The sequence below is a fragment of the Steroidobacter sp. genome (genome assembly GCF_016790065.1).
GTDB lineage: Bacteria > Pseudomonadota > Gammaproteobacteria > Steroidobacterales > Steroidobacteraceae > Steroidobacter.
This window is the reverse complement of the sequence record NZ_JAEUPY010000184.1, coordinates 1-5,597: the sequence shown is the minus strand read 5'-3', so window position 1 is coordinate 5,597 and position 5,597 is coordinate 1. Positions and strand designations below refer to the sequence as shown.

Here is a 5,597-nt window from a genome sequence, read left to right as displayed (position 1 = left end):
TGGCCACCGGTAGTGACCAGGCTGCGCACAAGTCGGCTGCGTACGCCATCTTGGTTCACAAGGACAATCCGCTCAGCAAACTCAGCATGCAACAGCTGGACGGCATCTTCGGCGCCCAGCGCACCGGCGGTTGGAACGCTTTAGTGTGGAACACGCAAGCCTCGCGAGGCAGCGACCAGAATCTGCGCACCTGGGGCCAGTTGGGATTGAAAGGCGCTTGGGCCAAACAACCCATTCACGTCTACGGGCCACCGCTGCTCGGCGCCGGTGCCATCACGGAGTTTCAACGTCAGGTGCTCGATGGCGGCGCCATGTGGAATGAAGACTTGCGCGAGTATGCGGATCGCAAACAGATGGTCGCCGATCTCGGCAACGATAAGTACGGGATCGCATACACGGCGCTGAGCTATCGCACCGATGCGGTGAAGCCGCTTGCGATCGCTCCTTCTGGATCGACTTCGGCCGTGGCCCTGAACCGCGCCAACGTGAGTGATCGCAGCTATCCGCTGGCTCGTCCGGTGTATCTGTATTTCACCATCGACAATGCCCGCGGCGAACTCGCCGAGCCTCGTGTCACACCGCTCGTCGAAGAGTTCGTGCGCTACGTGCTGAGCGCGCAGGGTCAACAGGCAGTCGCAAACGAAGGCAGCTACCTTCCTCTCACTCCGGCGCTAGCCGAGAAGCAGCTCAACAAGCTGCTGTCTCGCGAGCTGCCGCCGGAGCGCAAGAAAAGGACCTGAGCGCCGCAGGCCGACGGCTACTCTTCGAGCTTGGTGCTGCGATACTCCGGATCCGCCTTGATCTGTGCCTCAGTAAACGGCAGAGGGATCCAGCCCAGCTCGCCGAAGCGCGGGGTCTGATCAGAGAAGTGTGGAGAGGCGGGATCAGTGGATTGCGAGTACGTCAGGAAAGCTTCAACGCGTGGCCCGTCGTCTTCAAACTGCACGACCTGAATGTAGCTGGAGCCGAATCTGACTCGCAAATTGCCATCGCGCGCGTCGCCGCGAATGAGGTTGTAGACATCGGCACTGTCGGCGCCGTGCATCGGAGTGAGTCGGCCACCGAAATCGGCGATCTGAATTTCGCCCCAGGGTTTGGCGGGATCAATGCCCGCCGCCTGCGCTTCCAGCACCGCCCGGGCCAGCGCCGCACGCATCTTGGCCAAAGTGGCGGGGTCGCGTAGTTTGATACCGCGCGGAGTGTTGACGGGATCTTGGGCTGAGAACGGCACAGCCCAGATGTCTTTCGCCACGGTGCCCCCTTCCATGGCGAACCCTCGAATCCATTTCATCGCCAAGAACACGCCGATGCTATCCAAGTTGGCCTTGCCGTCCCATTTCGCGATGACCGCACAAGCCTCGGCCACCGACACCGACTTGCCGTCGAGCACGACCGGGCGCGTATCAGAACAGACCGTACGTAGATCATCACGCAGAAGATTGCCGAGATACGAGTGGTTGTTGAACGCGATCTGCTGCAGCTTGCGCATGTTGAACCGGTTGCCCTCGAGACCATCCTTGCCGGCGAGTCGCGCTTGGATCTGAGTGATGCCCAGGCGCGTGCGACCATTCTGCGGATAGTCTTTGGCGGCCACGATGGATGGGAAGCCGGTGAGTGGCTGCGCGGGATTGGCGAGCCAGGCGCTCTCGTTAGAGTTTTGCACGAAATCTGTCCGCCGCAGCACCGGCAGTTCCGATCCAGCAAAGATGCCAGGCTGCAGCCCACCCGGTTCGCTCTCCAGCTGGCAAGCAGCGCTGGCCGTGAGCACCCACAATTTCTCGTCGATTAACTTTTTGTACGGCTCGGCGATGCAGGCAGCTTCCTTCGCCTGAGTCACGCGCGGCACGACCGAGACATTGGCGTAGAGCGTGTTGCCATCGGCGTCTGCGGCGATGGTGTTGGTCCACGGGATACCGACGTGCTCGGTCATCGCGCTCTGTAAGCCATCGAGCGAACTGGCGCGGTCCATCGCATACCAAGTCTCGATCATGCGGTGATTGTCCAGGCTCGGGCTGAACAACGCATAGGCCTTGCCATCGCCCCACTGCAATTTACCGGGCAGCTGCACGATCAGGCCGAAGTCCGTGCGCCAGAAGTCGTGGGTGCGCTTCGAGATCGCACCGTCCGCTCCTTTCACGTCGACGGTGACGGTTTCGCGCGTCATCGCCTTGGTCTGGCCATCGACCACGTACTTCGTGGGATCCTGCGGATCGAGCGTGAGGGCGTAGAACACGACATGACCGGAAGTGTTGACCGTGTGGGTCCACGCGACGTCGCGATTGAAACCACTGCGCACCACTGGAAAGCCGCCGAAGGTCACGCCCATGACATCGAGCTTGCCGGGAATCGTGAGATGCAACTGGTAAAAGCGTAGCGAGCCAAACCAGGGGTAATGCGGGTTGCCGAAGAGCAGACCGCGGCCGTTCTCGGTCGCCTCCTTCCCGAGTGCCACGCCATTGCTACCGAGCCATTCGCGGCTCGCGTACCGCAGATCGACGTCAAAGTGCGCCATCGGCTCGCGGTTTGAGTCCGGGGGCTGTACCGCCAGCAGCGCCGGCATCAATTGCATGAACGGACCTTCGGAGGCCAAGCGCCGGGCCAAGCGCATGATGTCCTGCTCGCTGATCTTACGAACCCAAGGCGCGCCACGACACTGCGCTGGCTGCTGCTCGGCTGGAGTATCTGCTAGATAGCGATTGAAGCCGGCGGTGAACCCCCGAACCAGCGCCTGCGACTCAGCGTTTTGGTGTTGCCACGAGCGAGTCACTTGCTCCGGGGCATTGAGCATCTTGAAAAAGAAATCCGACTGTAGATTGGTCAACTTGATCGAGCCGGTCTCCACGTCGGGCCCGTCAGTCTGGTCCGGCCCGAAGTAGCGCGACCGATCGCCGTTCACGGTGACCAGCATTTCCGCGAACATGCAGAAGTTGTCCTGCGCGTAGGCGTAGCCGAATCCGTAGCCTATCCCCGCCTCGTCCTTGGCGACGATGTGCGGTATTCCGAAGGAGGTGCGGCGAATTTCCGCCGCATAGGTCGAGGCTTTACTGGGCTCCTGATTCCGGCATGCAGTCAGACCCAGGGCCATTGAGATGGCAACACCGACCCACATCAGCTTGTTTGTTATTTTGGTCATCTGTCGAGTTCGAAAGAAGCACACGTACCACGGTGCGGAATACGGCGAGACCTGCGGGCTCTCGCCGCCGAAGCCGACTAATTGTATGTAGCTGTCGCCGTGCGGGGCAACTTAAGTGAGCCCTCTTGTCCTACCTGACGGAACCAGACCGCGACGGTAAATACAGTCGCGCCAGCGCAGCCGCTGCGTCGGCGAGGTCGACAGCGCCACCGGCATCCTGGACGTTGAAATGTAGAGCAACGACGACGTTGTCTTGGTGATAGTTGGTGAAGCGCGACTCTGCTCCCTTCAGGCTACCGGAACGCCCGACGCTGACGCCGTCATCACGACGATCCAGCTGGAAGAACATAGCTTGTCGCAAGCCACGGGATGGCCTGACCTGGCCTGGGTGGTCCTTGGCGTAGCTGGCTTCATCCGCCGGTGAGTACCGGATATCGGACGGCAGTTGCAAGCGATACATCTCACGCAACGACTCTGGTTTGAGCAGCCGGCCCGAGTTGAGTGCGATCCCGAACAGACACAGGTCTTCGTCGGTCGAGAGCACGCCGGCCGCTGCATACTTGTAGCTGACATTCTCGTCGGGCGCGTTGCGAAGCTCTCCGGATTCGGAGCGGACGTAGCCTCGTCCTCGTCGAGGAACGATGCGCGAAGTGACATCGAAGCGCGTATCGGCCATGCCCGCCGGCTGCCACACATTCTTACTCAGATAGCTCTCGAAGCTTTCGCCAGTGACCGCTTCGATGACTGCCTGGATCAGGTTCGGTGCGACCGTGGATTGCATCCAGCGAGTGCCGGGCTCGAACAACAGCGGATCGTCTCGCCAACCCCGAGTCGATTCCTCGAAGTTGTCGAACTGCCGAAACCAGAGCACGTTGCCCGGGCCGAACTCATCTCCTTCGTAGCTGTAGTCTCGGATGCCAGAGCTGTGCGACAGCACGTGCCTGAGCGTGACCGGATTCGCTCGGCGCGGATACCAAGGAACGTAGTCGTGGACTGGCGCATCGAGTTTGATCTTGCCCCGCTCCACCAATTGCATGGTCGCCACCGCGCTCATCACACTCGATAAGGAACCGAGGTTGTGAACGCTGCGGCCGTCCTGCGGTGTCGCGCTTTGCAGATCGGACAGGCCCACGCCGCCCGAAAACACGATCTGTCCATTCACTGCTACTGCGGCGGAGACACCGGGGGCTCCCGTCTCCGCCTGCCAGCGCAACAGATAACTCTTGATCGCTTCCTGTGCTTGCGATGACGCCACCGGCGCGGCGACGCCATCTCGCATGAACAGAGCACACGCGCTCCACAACAGAACGTTTCTCAGCAACCCAATCGTCGAATACTGCATCTCTATCTGGCCCCCGGTGTGCGTGCTCTTCGGTCTATCTGCTACTCGTCGCCGTGCTTGCCCTTGTGCAAGGTATTCCCCTTGCCGTGCAACGCGCCGCTCGGATTGAACAGAGCGATACGGTCGAGCAGGATGACGACGTGCCAGCAGTCCTTGAACGACTTCGCTTGCCACTTCAAATCCACGCACAATTGATTGCCTTGCACCTTCCACGTGCCGGCCCACGGATTGACCTTGCGTGAGAAGCAGGTGTCGCCGTGCTTCAGGAACAGATCGCCGACCACTTCCGGCGCCGGGCAGGATTTCTCCGGAATCTTATTCAGTTCCACCTCATAGCCGCCAAGTGCATCGCCGTCCGCGAAGTTCAACGCATAGTGATGCGGAATGCTCAGCGAGTTGCCAGTCACTGCTTGCTTGATCTGCTCGCCAGTCAGTGCGGGCGCCGAGATGCGCGGCCACATGGTCGTGAGCCCATCGCCACCTTCACCGCCTTCGCCGGCAAAGATCTTGGCCAGCGCGCCGGTGAAGTCGCCTGGAAAATTCTCTGCCGTCTGTACCGTCGCACTCTCAGCGCCTGCGGCATGACTGAGATCGGGAGCGGCCACTCCGAGCGCCGCGATCGTTCCCAGCCCGTACCAGATCTTTGTTGTATTCATCGTTCACACCTTTGGTTGGATCTCTAATTTGGGTTCCGTGCCAAGGCCTTCAGCTTGGCGCGGTACTCATCGATGGGATTGCTAAAGGGTTGTTCATCGTCGACGGCGGCGCGCACCGCTCGTTCGTACTCGAGTAACGCTTCTTCCTTGCGACCGAGTCGTTCCAAGGCTTCGGCAAGTTGCCGGTGAGGTCCGGCGAGATAGGGATACTCGAGTACAGCGCGACGCATGATTGCCAGTGCGCCGGTTGAGTCCGTGGCCAGCAGTCCATCCGCAGCTACTGCGAACGCGGCAGGAGATGGCGCTATCGGAAATCCGAAGCGTGTAGCCAGCGCTGAGTAATGCGCATCGACGTCTCGCATGTCGAATCGCTGCTCGACGTCATTGACCATGCGCGGCATGCGCCAGCCCGCGAACAATGCCTGCAACGCGTCGTACAGACTGCGATGCGGTGTACTCATGTGAT

General features: G+C 60.7%; 4 protein-coding genes and 1 pseudogene. 1 reads left to right on the top strand and 4 read right to left on the bottom strand.

From position 1 onward, the window contains the following. Nucleotides 1–740: PstS family phosphate ABC transporter substrate-binding protein (locus JNL55_RS08135; protein WP_293851785.1), on the top strand; the 740-nt coding region annotated here is incomplete at its 5' end. A 17-nt stretch (nucleotides 741–757) separates the two neighbouring features. Here the strand turns inward: JNL55_RS08135 and JNL55_RS08130 are convergent. From JNL55_RS08130 to JNL55_RS08115, 4 genes and pseudogenes are all read right to left on the bottom strand, one after another. Next, entirely contained in the window at nucleotides 758–3,133 is a 2,376-nt protein-coding gene (locus JNL55_RS08130; RefSeq protein ID WP_293851783.1) for an acylase, read from the bottom strand. Nucleotides 3,134–3,263: 130 nt separating this feature from the next. After that, nucleotides 3,264–4,475 carry a serine hydrolase domain-containing protein gene (locus JNL55_RS08125; protein ID WP_293851780.1) on the bottom strand — a complete coding sequence of 404 codons (1,212 nt, stop codon included), beginning with the start codon at nucleotides 4,473–4,475 and terminating at the stop codon, nucleotides 3,264–3,266. A 41-nt stretch (nucleotides 4,476–4,516) separates the two neighbouring features. Continuing rightward, the gene (locus JNL55_RS08120; protein ID WP_293851777.1) at nucleotides 4,517–5,131 is read right to left on the bottom strand and encodes a hypothetical protein; all 615 of its coding nucleotides are present in this window, start codon (nucleotides 5,129–5,131) and stop codon (nucleotides 4,517–4,519) included. A gap of 23 nt (nucleotides 5,132–5,154) precedes the next feature. Then, nucleotides 5,155–5,597, bottom strand: a pseudogene (locus tag JNL55_RS08115) (hypothetical protein); the annotation flags it as partial.